18 protein-coding genes and 1 rRNA gene (1 of these 19 running past the window's edge) are annotated in these 15488 nt (G+C 50.3%); all 19 read right to left on the bottom strand.

The genetic code is table 11. The features are described from left to right. Positions 1-9 precede the first annotated feature (9 nt). Entirely contained in the window at positions 10-849 is an 840-nt protein-coding gene (locus M655_RS27705) for a hypothetical protein (RefSeq protein WP_026558538.1), read from the bottom strand. After that, positions 849-1748: a hypothetical protein gene (locus M655_RS27710; protein WP_026558539.1), complete on the bottom strand. Its 900-nt coding sequence runs from the start codon at positions 1746-1748 to the stop codon at positions 849-851. The genes M655_RS27705 and M655_RS27710 overlap by 1 nt, the downstream gene beginning before the upstream one ends. Next, the gene (locus M655_RS27715) at positions 1745-3094 is read right to left on the bottom strand and encodes an ATPase, T2SS/T4P/T4SS family (RefSeq protein WP_005831471.1); all 1350 of its coding nucleotides are present in this window, start codon (positions 3092-3094) and stop codon (positions 1745-1747) included. The genes M655_RS27710 and M655_RS27715 overlap by 4 nt, the downstream gene beginning before the upstream one ends. Then, a complete protein-coding gene (locus tag M655_RS27720) occupies positions 3094-4212 on the bottom strand; it encodes a CpaE/TadZ family protein (RefSeq protein ID WP_005831473.1) in 1119 nt (372 codons plus the stop codon). The genes M655_RS27715 and M655_RS27720 overlap by 1 nt, the downstream gene beginning before the upstream one ends. Next, positions 4209-4997, bottom strand: a complete 789-nt coding sequence (locus tag M655_RS27725; protein ID WP_005831475.1) for a CpaB family protein — start codon at positions 4995-4997, stop codon at positions 4209-4211. Before M655_RS27725 ends, M655_RS27720 begins: the two co-directional genes overlap by 4 nt. Next, on the bottom strand, positions 4994-5866 hold the full coding sequence (locus M655_RS27730) for a P-loop NTPase family protein (protein ID WP_005831476.1): 873 nt from the start codon (positions 5864-5866) through the stop codon (positions 4994-4996). Before M655_RS27730 ends, M655_RS27725 begins: the two co-directional genes overlap by 4 nt. A gap of 2 nt (positions 5867-5868) precedes the next feature. Then, on the bottom strand, positions 5869-6633 hold the full coding sequence (locus M655_RS27735) for a hypothetical protein (RefSeq protein ID WP_005831478.1): 765 nt from the start codon (positions 6631-6633) through the stop codon (positions 5869-5871). Between the two features lie 155 nt (positions 6634-6788). After that, positions 6789-7067, bottom strand: coding sequence for a hypothetical protein (locus M655_RS27740; RefSeq protein ID WP_005831480.1), 279 nt, complete (start codon positions 7065-7067; stop codon positions 6789-6791). A 108-nt stretch (positions 7068-7175) separates the two neighbouring features. Then, positions 7176-7793 carry a DUF4046 domain-containing protein gene (locus tag M655_RS27745; protein WP_005831482.1) on the bottom strand — a complete coding sequence of 206 codons (618 nt, stop codon included), beginning with the start codon at positions 7791-7793 and terminating at the stop codon, positions 7176-7178. A gap of 97 nt (positions 7794-7890) precedes the next feature. Next, the gene (locus M655_RS27750; RefSeq protein WP_005831484.1) at positions 7891-8400 is read right to left on the bottom strand and encodes a hypothetical protein; all 510 of its coding nucleotides are present in this window, start codon (positions 8398-8400) and stop codon (positions 7891-7893) included. Next, entirely contained in the window at positions 8397-8816 is a 420-nt protein-coding gene (locus M655_RS27755; protein ID WP_005831486.1) for a TadE/TadG family type IV pilus assembly protein, read from the bottom strand. Before M655_RS27755 ends, M655_RS27750 begins: the two co-directional genes overlap by 4 nt. Further along, entirely contained in the window at positions 8816-9310 is a 495-nt protein-coding gene (locus tag M655_RS27760) for an A24 family peptidase (protein ID WP_005831488.1), read from the bottom strand. Before M655_RS27760 ends, M655_RS27755 begins: the two co-directional genes overlap by 1 nt. Beyond that, positions 9307-9483 (bottom strand): hypothetical protein, encoded by a 177-nt coding sequence (locus M655_RS27765; protein ID WP_005831490.1) that lies wholly within the window; start codon positions 9481-9483, stop codon positions 9307-9309. The genes M655_RS27760 and M655_RS27765 overlap by 4 nt, the downstream gene beginning before the upstream one ends. Before the next feature lie 67 nt (positions 9484-9550). Next, positions 9551-10459 (bottom strand): type II secretion system F family protein, encoded by a 909-nt coding sequence (locus M655_RS27770; protein ID WP_005831493.1) that lies wholly within the window; start codon positions 10457-10459, stop codon positions 9551-9553. A gap of 4 nt (positions 10460-10463) precedes the next feature. Then, a complete protein-coding gene (locus tag M655_RS27775; RefSeq protein WP_035423442.1) occupies positions 10464-11348 on the bottom strand; it encodes a type II secretion system F family protein in 885 nt (294 codons plus the stop codon). A 28-nt stretch (positions 11349-11376) separates the two neighbouring features. Then, the gene (locus M655_RS27780; RefSeq protein WP_005831496.1) at positions 11377-12858 is read right to left on the bottom strand and encodes a TadA family conjugal transfer-associated ATPase; all 1482 of its coding nucleotides are present in this window, start codon (positions 12856-12858) and stop codon (positions 11377-11379) included. Positions 12859-12867: 9 nt separating this feature from the next. Continuing rightward, positions 12868-14271: a CpaE/TadZ family protein gene (locus M655_RS27785; RefSeq protein ID WP_005831497.1), complete on the bottom strand. Its 1404-nt coding sequence runs from the start codon at positions 14269-14271 to the stop codon at positions 12868-12870. Next, positions 14268-14996, bottom strand: a complete 729-nt coding sequence (gene cpaB, locus M655_RS27790) for a Flp pilus assembly protein CpaB (RefSeq protein WP_005831499.1) — start codon at positions 14994-14996, stop codon at positions 14268-14270. Before cpaB ends, M655_RS27785 begins: the two co-directional genes overlap by 4 nt. Positions 14997-15150: 154 nt before the next feature. Beyond that, a 23S ribosomal RNA gene (locus M655_RS27795) occupies positions 15151-15488 on the bottom strand; it runs 2634 nt beyond the window's last position.

Below are 15488 nucleotides of genomic sequence, written 5' to 3' on the forward strand. Positions count from 1 at the left end.
AGCCTCCCTTTAGGTTAAATACTTGGCCAAAATTTCTGTCAGCAGCTTGTACCAGGGAAACATAGCAACCAACAACCCCATGTAAAAAGCCGGGTAAACGATGACACTGTAGCCGATACCTAGCGATTTTATTTTTTTGCGATGGCGAAACATCCTGCGCTGATCGACGGCCGATTCCATGCGCTGCATCGTTACACTGACTTGTCCCGCGCTTAGCTGCTCAATAGTGCGCATGCTGGAAACGAGAATAACGCCATCATCGACCCCCAGCTTGCGTTTGAAGCTTTCCAACGCTTCATCCGGATCTTTGTTCCACTCTGACAAAGTTGGGACATACTCTTTCAGCTTTCTCGTAGGTCTTGCCGCTTTTACCATGGCATTGTAGACAGGCACCTGATTTTCCAGCAAGGTTACATAACGGTTGATGAAGCGGGCTATGTCTGTGCTCAGCATATCCTCGCGATTGCCCGCCCACATCTTCAGAGCCAGGTACGGAAGGAAGTACCCCCCTCCCGAAGCAAGACACATCGACAAAAGCGGAAATGATTCAACACGGCACAAAATTGCCCAGAGAAGAACGAGAATGCAAACGGCACTTCCACACAGCAGTTGCAGAAACAGCCACTCGGCTTTTCCCCAACCAAATGGCCTCCCTGCCCGGGAAAGCAACTGTTCCCATTGTTCATCTTCGGCAGATTTGACCGTCCTCTCCCACTTTTTCCACCACTTCGCAGAGATGAACAGCGCAGGCCTTTGGCTTTGCACCAAATACTTTCCGACGAAGAAGACAGCGAGAAACATAAATAAAGAACCCAAACCCAACCACGTGTACATGACGAGCAACTGCATTACCGATACCTCCTCCCCCAAATGAACGCAAGCAGGATGGAGAATGACCAGACGGTTACCGCCAGCGCTAAAATAGCCTGTCCGTCAGGGGTGTAAAAATAAAGCCGATACGAAACTTTCAACAATCCCTGGTTGTAAGGAATCAAGCATATGCAGATGGCAATGACGATTAAAAGGCTGATCCAGATCGAGTATATTTCGCTGTCCCGCTCATGTTTTTCGTCCTGCTGCACAAACATTTCATTCGTCAATCGGTTCAGAGGTACCTGAATGTCTTCGGTCTCCCCCTCCAACCCACTGGCGATGTACATGGCAAAATCAAATGCCCATGGATGATCCAGCCTTTGCGCAAAGCGTTCTACCGCTACTGTAGGATTCCCGCCATCGGCAAGGGTGTTGTTCAGCAGGAGCAAATCTGGCAGAAGCTCCTTCGGACATTCTTCAATCATTTCCCGAAAAGTCAGCACAATATTTTTCCGGCTGTTATAATAGCGGGCAAAAAGCTCCACAAAGCGGCAAAATGAACTGATTTTTTTGTTGATCCGAACCGTATAACGGGCGTACAGCAAAAGAGTAGGCAGTAAAAGAAACAAGAGAAACAAAGACAGAGAGACAATCAGGTTGCCCAGCAAGACTCCCGAAGCAAATCCCGCGACACCACCAATCAAGGAAAGCAGCAGATGAGCCTCGGGTGTACCTCCCCCTATCTGACACCACCGATCGTATCGCTCATACAGCATCCGCCTGGTGGCATGCTGCAAAAATTTTTCTCTCCATGCTTCTACCGTGCGGGGAAAGAAAACTCGGGGAGCAGTCCAGTTATGGTACAAGTACACTCCGGTGAACATAAAACCGATAAACAGACAGACGACCATCGGAATGAGTAGCGAATAAATCATAGCTGCCTGCCCAGATCAGTAAGACGTAGTTCTTTCAATACATCAATGTTCGCTCTCCCGACGTAGCACATATACTCCACCAGATGAGGACTTAGCTGCTTTCCTGTCCATTCATATGCACCCGTTTGCACATTGCGACTGACTAGCGGGATCGATTCGACGCGATTGAAAGTGTCGTTCCATTCCGTAACATGAATGGCATCGACAAAGCGGTGACCGTTATTTCGATAGGTAAGCGAGTTTACAAAATTGACTGCCCTGCTGATCCTTTCTTGCGTCAACTCGACACTTCGTCCCCCATACTGATAAACGAGGTCTGTCAGGTCATGTAAAGCTTTATGGGGAAAACGTTCATGCATTGCCGCAATCGTAGCATCCGTCCCTCTGATTCCCGCATTGACAAAATGGTACGCTTCGATCGGCTCGCGGATTTCACCGATCAAAATCGTATTGGCTGTTGAACGGTACATATCTTTGAAGCAGTTGCTCAGCTCAATGCCGATTTCTTCCACATTTTGCAGTTCAATGACTTCGCCCGGCCATACATCGGCGAATCGCATCTCATGCTCGCTTTCGAAAATGGTAATGTACTCTGTCAGCGGGTCCTTGAGCTTCAACATGCACATCATCAAGGTTGTTTTCCCGGCAGCCATCGGTCCAATGACAAGAACGTTGCCACGTCCGTGCACTTGCTGTTCGAGCAGCCATTGCACAGGCTCGTCAAAAGTCGGCCGAGGCTGTGTCCGAAGCTGGTCAAGCGAGAAATCCGGAGTCGTGAACCGCCTGACAAGAATCGTGGGCACTCTTGAATATGGAAAAGTAAACATGGTTAACCGAGCTTTAAGAGCATGAAGATACCCGCTCAGACGAGGTTTTTTCTCGTTAAAAGACAGACCGGCAGCATTCGTCAGCTTTTGTTGAAGTATCTCGACTTCCTTCCAGGTAGGAGTGTAAGAGAGAAACTTTTTCACTCCTTGTTCCAGGTACGCTACTCGTCGATCAGCGCCTATCCGCACTTCTTCTACCCACGGAGACAAATGCAGAACGGCGTCAAGTATTCCCCAGCCATAGGTCGAAAACACAAGGCCTTCGTAGCCGTTGACATGCGGCAAAATTTCCTCTGATATCGGACGCTTGAGCACTTCTTCAAAGTAATGCTGCAAGCGCAAAATAATATGATTGTGGCTGTCGCGGTCTCCTTGCTCTGCCAAAGAGAGAATTTGCTGCATCTCCAGCTTTTCTTCGCGCGTTTTGCCAAAGTGATTCAAGTAATCTCGAGCCGCCTGCTTTATTTCCTCAATGTCGTGCAAATTGGCTGTGCCCCTGTTCAGCTCTGCTATTCTCATCAACTGTACACCACGCTTTTTTCAGCAAGGTCTGCTTTGGCAATTTCCTTGAGACTGCTGATGTACGATTTGGGCGGGAAAAACTCTTCGATCAACACACTGCTGCTTCGCTGGGATTGCATCAGCCTGCTTGGCGATATGCGAGGAACCACACCGTAGAGCGGGATATCTTCTCCAATCCGATAAGGCTGGCCTGGCTCCTGATGGCTTAGCAAAACCTCGCACTGTACACCTTTTTCTCGCCAATGCTTAAGCCACTCTTTCGCGCTTTCGATGCCAAAGGGATCAGCGCGAACAAACAACAGATTGCGATCAGCCGTGAAAAGCAAACGCTGCATGGTCTCTGACTCCGGGAAGCAGTACCCCCAGTCGACATACACATGGTCGAATTGCAGGCGAAAAGCCGCAAGCATATTGCTTAGCTCCGCACTCCGCCATTTGCTGGCTGCGTGCGCGTAATACAGATTGGGCATATGAGCGCTCTGTTTGCAGACGCTGCGCCAGTTTCGCCTAAGTGCTGTCTGGTAATCCAATAAATTTGGACGAAACAGAGATAACTGATGCTGCTGAAGCTTGAAAAAGCGGGTTAAATCGGGTTTTGCAACGTTCATGTCAAGAACGGCAATACTTTTGGTCGGGTACTGTCTGGCGAGCAAAATCGGGTAATTGATGCAAAACGTAGTAATTCCCGATGCGCCATAACTCATGAGGGCGTAGACCTGGCCGCCGCTTTCGCTGCTTTGGTGTTCCTTCCTTTCATGGACAAAGCCCAGGATCAGGCTGATTTTGCTGCGAATCTCTTCCTGTGAAAGCTGGGCAGACAGTACGTACACCATTTCAAGCTCCAGTTTCTCTGTGACTTGGGCAATGATTTGCTCATCCCGATACAATGGAACGATAATCAGCGGAGAGTGAGCAGGCAGTACGCTTCGGACGGAGGGAAGCCACTCCCACGCCGGTGCTGCATACATCTCGGAAAAAACGACGGTCGCATCCGGCTGGTACAGGTGAGCCAACCGGGGGAACTCCTCAGATGATTCAGCCACCAACACCTCGCTCGCAGTCGGCATATACGTCTTGGCTAACGACTTCATCGGATAACAAACTAAAATTTTCATGACGCTTGCTCCTTTGAAACCATGATATGGCCTACCTGCAGCATGCCGTATGACATTGCTTCGTTAAGGATTACGTACTCTCGATCCGTTAGATTGAATCCTAGAAAAGCAGGTAGTGCGGTGGGCTGCACCCGATAATCGTGATATTTTTTCTCGCTATTCGACTGAGGCTTTTCGCGAGAGCCGTTGAAGACCGCATCCATCTGATCTGGAGAAGGCAACAGGCTTGGTTTCAGAGTGTAGATCTCGGTGCCATTGCTGTCTCTTACGCTGGCCAGTTGGCTCTCAAACAGAAACTCCGCCGTGTCATTCGTCTTTTTGAATTGCACAGGCTCAGGGTAATCCTGCAATTCGGCCAGGCTCTTGTACTTGACCCAGATTTTCACGTGGTCGCCCTTGCGCAGCTCTGTCAAAGGCTGAATCGAGAGCAATGGAAACTCATACCGCGCCTCACCTTTTTCCGGCAGAAGCTGTGAATCTGTCAGCTTGGTTGTTAACAGTTGCTCACCTTGATAAATGGTTTGCGTACTCCTTTTGCCAATCACAGCGGTTATATCTCGTGCCGCTTCTGGGAGGATTTCATCAATTTCTTCCTGTACTAGCACCACATCGTCTTCTGTAATCGGCTCAAAAGGAGAAATTTCCTTTCCGGCAGCCACTTTTACGACTGGGGCAAACAGTTTTTCCGTTGCCAGCGCATCAATATACTGGGTGGCTGCATAGAAGGAGGAGCCTGCCAGGAGAAACGAGATCAGGCAGATAACGAGCATCGTTTGCTTTTTCATAACACCCTTCCTTTGTGAGCGTAAATCAGCGATTGAAACTCACTTTCTTGTTCTGGAAAAAGCTCCAGCAAAAAGTTGGCCTTTACGTGTGCCATCGCGGCTTTCTCTTCATCAACGAGTGGAATCTGGTAATCAATTTGCGGAAAGGTCTGGCCCCAGAGTGAGAGCGTCCCTTTTACTTTTTTCATGACAGTTGAACGCGCAAAATGTGCATTCCATTTGTTTGCGATAAATCTCAATTTGCTTTTCTCTGTCACCCACCAGCTCGGGGCTGTCTCTACCAGGAACAAGCGAGTAAGACGTGCGATATCTGTATCAAAAACAACCCACACTTCATCAGCTATTTCGAAAATTTGCCTTGCCTCGCTTTGATTCCAGTGAGAAGAGATATCTATGAAAACAATCGGACTGTCTTTGCTTACTCGAAGTATCCAGTTGGCTATATCCATGCGGGAAGATTCTTGCTGACCATGAAAAGGGGTGTCGATCTGGATGCGAAGTTGGTTATTTTGCATGAGGAGCAATGATGTTGGAGAAAAATTCTTGAGTGATCGAACTCTGCGTTCGTAATCAAGAGCGAAGTAGAAGTAAGAAGTTTGATTTGGCATCTCGCAGAGCGTCACGGGTATTCCTTGTCCCGCCCAGGCGTACGCAATATTGCCGGCCACAAAACTGGCGCCTGCCTGCGGGTACAAGCTGGTTACAGCGATGCATTTGCGAATGATCGCCTCTTGCTGTTCCACCGTATGAGGGGAAGCCAGCTTTTCCTTGAGCAGTCTCCATTGCCGTTCTTCTTCGGAAGTATGCGTAAACTCCTGCTGTTCCAAATCACGGAATTTGGAGACGAAACGGCTCATTTGGTGAAACATGACTACCCCACCTGGGAATCATTCGATTTATTTTTTCCCATGAGGTATTTCTCGAATTTCTCAACCATTTCCCTGACAGTGAGTGACTTGCGGTGGTAGTAGTAAATTTTCCGCAGACGCTCCCGCTCTTGTGGGGTCATTTCCGGCTTGACTTTGGTTGCCAGGTCAATGAGCAGCGCTAGCTCTACATTGTTCGGTCTCCCTCTGCGCGGTGGGTTGGCGAACAACTCCTGCTGCTTTTTATCAAAGGCGTTTGGGTATTCAAGCAGCCACATATCAACCAATGTTTCAATATCTGTCTGACTGCGAACCCCCAGCTTCATCAAGTATTTAAAGTAGTGAGGCAGTGAACGTTCTTTCAGCAAGCCGCTCTTCCACCTGGCGACAAATCCATCTGGCATGGTTAAAAGTTTGGTTACGTCTCGGATGAGTGCTGTCCGATTTTGCGATTGGTACTGCACCACTGCGTCTTTCACCAGCGTGAACAGAATGTCGTGATAGTTCGCATCGCTATAACCGTTTCCATACTCGACGATATACCATTCCTCTACTGCCTTATCAAAGTCTCTGCGGCAGTTGGACAGTTGGAGCTGATTCAGATGTTCATAAAACTCTTCCAGATCATACTGAACCATGAACTCCTCCTGGTAGTCGCCGAAAACGTAAGCGATAAATGCCTCTTTCAGTTCTTCCAATGACACCAATTTCAGACCATTTGTCTCCTGATAGCAGCGGTTGACCAGTTCGATTGCGCTCTTTGCCAACACGTTAAAGCACCCCCTAATTTTTTACAACTTTATATAATAATAGACATTTTGTAACATCTTTCGTCACTCGTCAAATCTTTTTTGTCAATTTTTGTAACGGGTTTGTGAATTTTGGATCGCCCCGCACGCATCCGTGCAAGGGCGATTTTTTCGCACTACTCAGCCCACAGGTAAAGCTCCTCTCCTGTAGCGAAAAGCAGTGCAATTCTTCCTCCCCGCTCGATGACGGTTGGAGCATTCTCCATCACAATCAGCCCGTCATTGAGTACAACCCTGTCCCCAAATCGATGAAAGCTTTCGATTTGGAAACTTCCCAGCGGCAGCCTTTCCAATGAAAGGTGCCTGCCGGGCTTGTGCTTCTGATAGCGTACATGCCGCCCAAGAAGCTGCTCCACGGATGCAGAGCGCTGGTGGTGAGCCTCTACTGTTGCCATGCGCAACGCCTCCTTCTCTCACCTGTAGAGTACGGCCGTTTCATGTGCTTATAAGCCAATGAAACTATGTATACCGTAAAAAAAGACAGAGGGCGTTGGCAAATATTTTTACTCAGCTTCCCAATAAACCGGATCGCTCAGTTCCGGGTACATCTCCGTCACCATGTCGAAAGGAGAAAAGTACAGCGTATCGACAAGAATTTTCAGTTTGAATTTTTTCAGGAGCGAATAAGCCCGCTCCGTCTTGCTGAACAGTCTGGGCAGCTCGCGCATATCAGACAGCTTCAGCAAGTGCTGGCACATGTAATCGACGCACACTTTGGCGCGCTCCTCGCCCTTGACGCTCTGGAAATAGGCAGGAGGAAAATGGCGGCGAATGCCTGACAATACCTCCTGATAAACCCACAGCACCCGTTGCTTCTCCGGCAGGCGAGGCAGATGCGGGTAGGCATACTCCACAATGTAGTACACATCTTCCGCCTTTGCCTCGATCGGCGGCTCGATGTACTCGCGGATCAAATGCAGCTTCAATTGCTTTATATCCTCCAGACTCAACTCGCGTCTCGCCTGCTCAGGCGTCCACTTTTTGACGTTTTCTATCGCATAGCGGACGATTAACTGGACCTTCTGCTTGCGGTACTGCGCATCTTCAAATTCATACGGGGAAAAGCGTTTCTGCTCTCCGTTAAGAATGCGTTTGTACCGATCGACAATTTTGGACGGCACTGCCCCTCACTCCTATCCCCATTTTTGGAATATACTCCTAAATTACCACGAGTGATTGGGACAAAAATAACAGTGCTCGGCTTCGTTATCCAGCCCTTTAGTCATACACTCCCGATTGCGAGACACGAGCTATTTTTACATCCAGCTCTCCCCAAAACACAGGAATGCGCTGCTCTACCTCTACTTGCAAATGATAAATGCCTTGCCGATACAAATAGGCACGCTCCCCTCTTTGATGCACGGCGGAAACCCCGGCAGCCCTGCTCTCCAGTGAGGACTTGTTCAGCCGCCATAAAATAGCTGCTTCCTCACGAGCGCCCCTGATTACTTCAGCATCTGCCTGCTCGGCTTCCTGACTGGTTGCATAAAGTCTGCTCTGCGTCTCCCCATCAGTATCCGTGTACTCCCACAAACCTGCAGCCCGCGCTCCTTTGGTCACCAGATCGGCAGTATGCTGAACGTTCATTTCCAAAAAATCGGCCTGCTCCGAAAACAACAGCAAAGACAACAAGCTGCCCAAACAGAAGAGAAAAAAGAGCATCGTAATCATCGTGGCCCCGCTCTCTTCTTTTGCGCGTATCTCCGCAAGCTGCCACAGCCCGGTCATTTTTTGTCCTCCGCATTTTCGACCATCATGTAATAGCTTTCGGACAGCTCATAAACCGCGCCCGTGGCAAGCAAGCGAAAACTCACCTTCGCCTCAGCTTTAAAGTGGTTTCCTTTTTTCCAGCCGCCTCCGTCCAGCTCCAGCACAATATCGCGCTCGGCAACCTCCATGCCTTGGTCAAGCTCGGCCATGCCCCGCTCTCTCGCGTGGTATTTTGCCAGTCCAAAATTGGGCTGCACAGCAGCGATTCGGCCAGCCTCGTATGCCGCTGCCAAAGCCTTTTGGCGGTTGTACAAAATCGTGAACTGATCGAACGAAAACACGATCAGCAGCCAAACCAATGGAAAAATCAAGACAAACTCAATCAATTGACTGCCCTGCTCGTCCCGCAACCATCGCCTCAGCATTGTTTTCATCAGGCTGCCCCCACCTTATGCAGCATCTGGCGGAGCAAAAAAGCACCCAGCAAAAATACGGCGTAAGGAAAAGCGAACGCCGTTTTCTCTACGCCGGGAAGCCAAAGCTGCCGATGCGCCGTCCATCCCACTGCCATCACAAACAAATTTTTTCCCAATCGGGACCATCTGCGCGGATAAAGCAAGACAAATAAAATGCACAAAACTATCGAGTGAAGAAATAGCGGATACACCTCTGCCCAGCCGCTCCATGCCCCAATCGCCATGAGCAGCTTCAAGTCACCCATTCCCATGCCCTTGCTGGCTACAGGGATGGCCGCCAGCAGAAATGCCCCCATCACACCTGATAACGACGTCCACAACGATCCAGTGTGCCACTGATAGCAAAATCCAAGCACAATCGCGGAAAACGTGAGCGTATTAGGAATTTTGCGATGCCTCCAGTCAAACCATGCGGCGATTGTCAGCAGACCGCCTACAAGCACATTTGTCATTTGCTGATCTTTTCTTGCAGTTCCTTCAGCTTGGCGTCTTCAGCTTCCCCCAATGATGCCAGCGTCGGAATAATCAAGATAAGGATCACCGCCACAATGATGACCATTTCCACAATCGTTACGCCGTCTTCCTCGCTCCAAAAGCGTTGGAAATAGCTTGCGATAAATGACATCTCTTTCACTCCTTTATCAGATCGTACTTTCACTTTGCCAAAAGACAGCGCAGCCTTGCAAAAATATTTACAACCGCTCTCCGATGCCCATCAATGCCGGGCCCATCACGAGAAATAACAAAGGAACCCCCATAAACAAAATCACAAAAGGGAGCAGGCGAATGTTCAAACGGTTCATATGAGCTGCTGCTTCATCCTCTTGCTGCCTCACCTGTTCCTCGATTTGCACGGACAGCATTTGCGAAATGCTGACGCCCTTGGTGACTGCCTCATTCATCTCCAAAGCGATCGTGGTCAGCGTATCGACCTCCCAGCGGAATGCCAGTTCCTCCAATGCTTTTCTCCACGATCCATGCCGTTTTTCCGCGACCTCCAGTTTGGCAAGCTCTTGGCCCAGCCTGGCATTGAAGCGACGAGCCGTCTGCTTTACCGCCCCTTGCAGCGGCATACCTGCCTCGACCAACGATTGGACGATCCCAAAAAAGACGGGCACTTGTTCGCGTATTTCCGCTTTTGCCCGCTTATCCATCCAGTCGAGATAAAACGTCGGCAACAAATACAGCCCCAAGCTGAGCATCAACGGATACCCTGTTTTTATCCCGAGCATTTCCCCTTGGGCCAGCTTCAGCAAAAGAGCTAACAGAGAGGAGGCGACCAGACACATGCAAATCAGCCTCGCCAAAACCACTTCGACCAAACGAATCGGCAGGTGGAGCCGCGAGATGATTTCTTCCGTTTTGGAAGCATGGATGCCCGTCCATCTGCATAACCGCTGCAGAAGCGGCGGGTGTCTTTCCAGCAGACGAACCAGTGTCCAGCGAGCTTGTCGGCGCTCGAATGCTTGATCGAGCTCTGCCTGCTGCTCGATTTCAATTCGACTAAACAAGCTGGAGAAAAAAGAAGCTCCCTTGCCCAGACAAGCAGGGAGTCCATAAAGAAAGATGGCAAACCCAATCAGAGCGCAAATCACAAGCATACGCTCACCCTCCCCGGTGCACACTTTTGTGCGCCATGTAGCGAATCGCTTCTCCCCCTAGCAAAATACTCGCCAGGCACGCTAAAATGAGCAGCCGCCCCCCTACGGTTGCTGTCAGCGAATCAAAATGATGCGGATTGTTTGCATACAGCGCCAAAATGAAGATGAAGGGCATCACGCTCAAAAGATTCACTTGCGCGACAATTTGGGCCATAGCGGCTTTTTGCCTGCGCAGCGACTGTCTGCGGCGCAAAATGGAGGAAGCCGCCAAATCCAACGTTTTCGCCATGTCTCCACCCATTTCTCGCTGGATTTGCACAATCGTAGCCAAATATTTGACATCGGCTGATCCCGTTCGCTCGTAAAAGTCATTCATAACGTGCTCCAATGGCACCTGTGCCCGGAGCAGCTCGACAATGCGCCTATACTCTGCCGTTACAATCCCGTCTAAAAATGAGCTTGCCGCAACCTGCTCAAAAGCATGCAAATAAGAGGGCGACGTACGCAGCGAGCTTGCCATCAGGCGGATCGCTTTTATATTGCCAGCCTCAAATTTGTCTTTGCGTTTGGCTCCCCACACGCTGACCAAACGCTCTGTAAACAAGACGCCAGCAAGCAAGGCGGGAAGCGCCAGCCACCACGATTGCAGTAGTTGGCTGCTTATCCCAAACGACAGAACCCCCAAGAAAAAAGACAGCGTGACATACTGGTTGATTCCCCAGCCCGAGCGTGACTTCGCCAGCCTTTCCTCCAACCGATTCCAGACCGTTTTTCTGTCCCGCTGAAGCAATCCCACAATCTCGTGCTTGCCCGCTTGCTCACGGACATACATGTTTTGCGGAATGACGAGCAAAAATGTGGCAAAACCAATTCCTATGGCGACAGGCATGCTGATGTCAGCCAAAGTCCCTTCCCTCCTAGACTTGTATCGGCGTTGTAAAAAATACTTCCTCAATTGCTTCCCGCGACAATCCTTTTTCCTGCCAGCGCTTGATGATTCGTTCAGGCCTATAGCCTGTCCACTTGAAATGCCCTTTTACTTTTCCGTCCTGGATCCCCGTCGCTTCATACACAAAGATATCTTGCAAATACACCCGGTCCGGCACAACCTGCTTGACGTTGCACGCTCGTTTTATCCATTCCTCGTGCGATTGGCCTGTGCCGACAACTTCCGTGATGGCAACCACTTTGCGGCTGCCGTCCTCCTCAAACCGCTTTACCTGGACAATCAAATCCAACGCCGAGCCAATCATCAGATTGCGTTCCTCAGCACTGTACACTTCATCTGCCTTGCCAAACAAAATCGGCAACGTAGAGTCGACCAAGGCTCGCGGCGAGTTTGCATGCGCTGTACTCCAGCTACCGGGGTGGTCCGTATTCATCGCCCACAGCATATCGACAATTTCCCCGCCCCGTGTCTCGCCCACCATAATGACGTCAGGACGCTTGCGCAGCGATAAACGTACGCAATCCTTAATGGAGAAGCCGCCTTTTCCTTCGTAGTTGGCCGGCTTTGCCAAAAGCCTGCGGACAAAAGGATGCTGCAGCTTCAGCTCGAGCACGTCTTCAATCGTGATGATGCTCAAATGTTCAGGAACGTATTGGGAAATGAGGTTCAGCATATGGGTTTTGCCTGAGCCTGTTCCTCCGCTGACGATCCCGGACGCTCTGGATAAACCGACGGCTCTTTGCAAAAACAAGAGCATCGGTGCGCAAATCGACCCGTAACGCAAATAGTCGCTTTCACTCAGCAGCTCGCGGTGTTTGCGAATGGTGAGCGTGTGCCCGTCCGGCGAAATGGAACGATGCGTGGCTGCCACCCTTGAGCCGTCAGGAAGCTGTGTATGCAGCTCCGCCTTTGTCTCATTAAACTCCCGGCCCATCGTCGCAGCAATTTGTTCCAGCAACTGCAGCATTTCTTCTTCGTCGCGAAATACGACAGCCTCGTGCTTTTCCAGCCTTCCGGTACTTTTGCGTTCCACTACCAGATAATTATGGCGATGAAACAAAATTTCCGTAATATCCCGGTCCTCCAATAGCTCATCAAGCGCTCCCCAGCCAGTCAAGGAATGCAGCAGTCGTTTTACTTCCGCCTCCAAATGCATGGACGAAAGCGGCACCTGCGACTCCAACAGCATTCTGATGTCGGCTGTCAGCTCTTTCTTGAAGGCGGGAGAATGCTTATCCTCCCACAAACGCCTGCCGTACTTCTCCACAATTTGGGTACGAACAAACGTTTCTGCCTCGCTGCCAATCGACCGCTCCTGACTGGGGGCAGGCTCTTGCTTTTTTTCAAACAACGTAGCAGGCGGCCCGGACGTTTCCCGCCCGATCGTTCGCTGCTCCTGGCCTCTTGGCAACTGATTGGATATCCCCAGCAATTGTCGTTTGTCGAACATAGCGCCTCCCTAGCCCCACAACCAGCGCAAAAGGGATGGCTTCTCGCTCTGCTTCCCTTTTACAGCGGGCTTTTTTGTTTCTTCGTCAACCGGAAACAATGCCTTTCCTAACGTTTCAATGGCCTCCCTGGCGGCACTTCGCCCGGCTTGCATCATGACTGGAACCCCTGTGTTAATCGACTTTTTCACTTCTCCATCGTCAGGAATGGAAAAAATCCTCTTGCTTGGATGGAGCTGAAAATAAGCCCGGATTTCTTCCAGCGTAAACATTTCTTTTCGCTGCAAGCGGTTCATGCACACCTGGATTCGCTCTTCCGGATACTCTGCTTCTCTCAGCAGCTTCAGCAAGCGTTGAATGTTTTCGATCGAATCCACTACAGGAGTGCCTACCATCACAACATGCTCGGCAAAAAAGAGGGCTTGGATCGTCGCATCAGTCGTATCGGGCGCAGTATCAATCAAAATGACATCGTAGCTACTCTGTTTGAGCGTCTCCAGGATGAGATACAAATGATAATCGCGAATTTCAAAGCTTTGCCGAATATCTCTCGGGGAAGTAAGCACGCCCAAACCCGATTCCGTATGCTCAACGACGTACTTTTCGATCTGCTGTGGAGACAGCGGCAACACGGAAGCAAGCTCCTGCCATTCCTTTTGCCGGACAGCATACGGGTCTAGGCCGCGCTTTTGAGCAAATGCGTGGAGCTGGCTATCGAGATCTTGTACCCACGTAAACAAATTGGGCGTTCTGGGCAGATTCAATGTGGTGGCGAACGTCCCCAAGTCGAGATTGAAATCGACTGCCAGCACTTTCAAAGGGCGCCCTTCCTTTTTTTGCGTGGAAAAAAAGATCGCCAGTTCGCGCGAAATAAACGTTTTTCCGACGCCGCCTTTTGGGCCGTACACCGTAATGAGGTGCTTGATCCCTGCCTTGGTTTGACCGTTGAACGCCGGTGAAGGTTCTGCAAACTGGTCTTGCGGGTCAATCATGCCTCCTTGTTGCTCTTTGGGAAAATGTTGCGGAGGCTGTGCTGGAATCCTGGCGTCCAAGCCCGGGCTCTGAGCCATCATGGCTAGCGCTTCCACTTGTCCGGATTGTACCGGTTTGGCGATTACCCAAATACCCAGGTTTCGAAAAAACGGCTCCCACACCAGCTCATTGGCCGAGCATGCTGCTATAAAAGACAGATGAGGAAAAGCAAGGCGGAATTGCTGGCACAAAACGCCTCTTTCCGTTTCTTTTACACCTCCCAAAAGAACGAGATCCGGCCTGGATTGCTGCAGCTTTGCCCATGCTTCGTCTACGGTGGCAGCCTCCCCGCATATTTCGATCAACTGACTGCCCGCAAGCTGGTTGGCTAGCAGACGCGTTGCCTCTCGATCATCGTCTACAATGAGTAATCGCCTTTTCACCCTTGTTCCTCCTTTTCCAAGCCCCTTCGTTTTTTGGTTTTCATCAACTCAGCGGCGAAGCTGGCATCGCCTATTCCCGCCTTGTGGTCGTCCATTACCGCAGCCAGCCCCAATCTGATCTTGCCGTAATGAAGAGCATGCGTTAGCAAAACGGCCTCTTCTCTCGTCAAAGAAAGGGTAACAGCCTGCAATTTCGGTTGATCTCCTTCCATCTCCCGTTGAACGGCCAAAATAGGCATATTTTGCAGGAGTAAACCGGAGTGCGCCCCTGCCTCATCTTCAAACGAGGCGTAGACATGCACTCTTTCTCCTGCGGAAATGTGCGGTGAGACGCCTGCCACATTATCCACCGGAATGCTCATCCCGGTTCTTTTGTCTCCCAACGAGGCTTCGTTTCCCTTCTGATTGCCTAGCTCCAAATCACTTGGCAACAAAGGTCTTCCTCCCTTCACTTGACGCGAAAAGGGCAGCCCGATCAGGTCCTGTGCCTCTGTCCATGGAATCAGTCCTGGAATGGGATCAGAAGTTGTTTGAAAAAGACCTTCCAATGCCAAGGTCAGCGGCTCCATATCTTTTGCCTCCAACAATTGTCCGCTTTCTTTTTCCACCGTTGGCCGCAACTGAATATAAGTCACATCATGCGGTTTTAAAATGGTGTAGGCACCGATTCCGATACATGTCGCCAATAGTAACAGGGCCAATAACCGCAGCGGATGAACTGACATTCTCTCCCTCCTCTCAATTGCTACTAGCGTAAAGGAAGGGGTTGGGACAAAAAAAGAAACAACAAAAAAACCGTGCAGATATTTCTGCACGGTTCTTCACTAACTATATTCGTTCATTCCCTGAAAACTGGATCTGCATGTTTGCTAAGAGTGTGTGGATAAGTCCTCGACCGATTAGTATTCGTCAGCTCCACGCGTTGCCGCGCTTCCACACCGAACCTATCAACCTCATCGTCTATGAGGGGTCTTACCAGCTTAACGCTGTGGGAAGTCTCATCTTGGAGGGGGCTTCACGCTTAGATGCTTTCAGCGCTTATCCCGTCCGCACATAGCTACCCAGCTATGCCACTGGCGTGACAACTGGTGCACCAGAGGTGCGTCCATCCCGGTCCTCTCGTACTAAGGACAGCTCTCCTCAAACTTCCTGCGCCCGCGACAGATAGGGACCGAACTGTCTCACGACGTTCTGAACCCAGCTCGCGTACCGCTTTA

It is taken from the genome of Brevibacillus sp. NSP2.1, assembly GCF_000470975.2.
GTDB classification, from domain to species: Bacteria; Bacillota; Bacilli; order Brevibacillales; family Brevibacillaceae; genus Brevibacillus; species Brevibacillus agri.